The 1225-nt window shown below is 49.1% G+C and carries 2 protein-coding genes and 1 pseudogene; all 3 read left to right on the plus strand.

Translation table 11 applies throughout. The features are described from left to right. Positions 1–259 (plus strand): annotated as a pseudogene (locus V7676_RS18620) (class I SAM-dependent methyltransferase); the annotation flags it as partial. Then, positions 256–702, plus strand: a complete 447-nt coding sequence (locus V7676_RS18625; RefSeq protein WP_335661054.1) for a hypothetical protein — start codon at positions 256–258, stop codon at positions 700–702. The pseudogene V7676_RS18620 and the gene V7676_RS18625, both read left to right, overlap by 4 nt. A gap of 28 nt (positions 703–730) precedes the next feature. Further along, positions 731–1225, plus strand: a 495-nt coding sequence (locus V7676_RS18630) for an amino acid permease (protein WP_335661055.1), incomplete at its 3' end; no start/stop codon positions are given.

Raw genomic sequence — 1225 nt, forward strand, 5'->3', positions numbered from 1 at the left:
CAAAATCATGCGCAGCTTGCTTATCCCGGACGGAGAGCTGCATATTGCAGACTATGCAATGCAGAAATCACCGCTGATGCGCGCTGCGTTTCGAATGACGGTGCAACAGCTCGATGGCGTCGAAGATACAAAACACAATGCTGAGGGTATATTGGAAAAAATATTAGTAGCTCCAGGATATCTGACAGAAAAGACGCTAAGCTTCCCAACAGCAACCGGCTCCATTTCGCTATTCAAAGCCAAGTTTGTCGCTTCGTGAAATTTGACAAAGAGCCTGAGGTTCACATCGCCACGTTCGGGTTTTTCACGGCCTTCATTTGGGAAATCCTGCAAATGCCATTTTTTGATGTCGGGTCGGCAACCTATTGGGAGAAAACTCTGGGTTGCACGCGGGCAACATTTGGCGACGTGGGGATATTGGTGTTCGCCTATACGGTGGTTTCTATTTTGAACCGGAACAGGCACTGGATGCATCGCCCAACCTACTGGATGATTGGCATCTATTTGCTGACTGGGCTCGGAATAACGGTAATTATCGAATGGGTAGCTACTAATATGCCGTCTGAATCCGGATGGGGCTGGCGCTATAGCGAGCTCATGCCTTTGATTCCCGGTACGAATATAGGCTTTGTTCCTATCCTAATGTGGTTGGTCATTCCTTTGACCACCCTGTGGGTTGCAAGACGACAACCGCAGCCATAAACTCGGCATATCTCAAAGGCGAAAATAGATGCAAAAAAGTTCATATAATAAAAACAGTTTAACACTGGCGGGGTCGGTAGCCATGGGCACCGGTGTCATGATCGGTGCGGGAATTTTTGCACTGACAGGACAGATTGCTGAATTGTCCGGGCCGCTCTTCCCGCTTGCCTTCCTGATTGGGGCGGTGATCAGCGGGTTCAGCGCCTATACCTATATCAAAGTATCCAATAAATATCCGTCAGCAGGCGGCATCGCGATGATCCTCAAAAAATCATATGGGCCATCGACCATTACCGGCGCAGCCGCCTTGATGATGGCCTTTTCGATGATAATCAACGAAAGCCTGGTTGCCAGAACTTTCGGAACCTACACGCTCCAATTGTTCAATGTAGGCCGCGATTCCGTGCTGGTTCCAATACTGGCGATAGGCCTGATCATCTTCGCGTTTATCGTCAACATCGCCGGCAACAAGATTATCGGCGCGATATCTTCGATCACCGCGATATTAAAGATTGGCGGGATA

It is taken from the genome of Parasphingorhabdus sp. (assembly GCF_036963805.1).
In the GTDB taxonomy this organism is placed as follows: Bacteria; Pseudomonadota; Alphaproteobacteria; order Sphingomonadales; family Sphingomonadaceae; genus Parasphingorhabdus.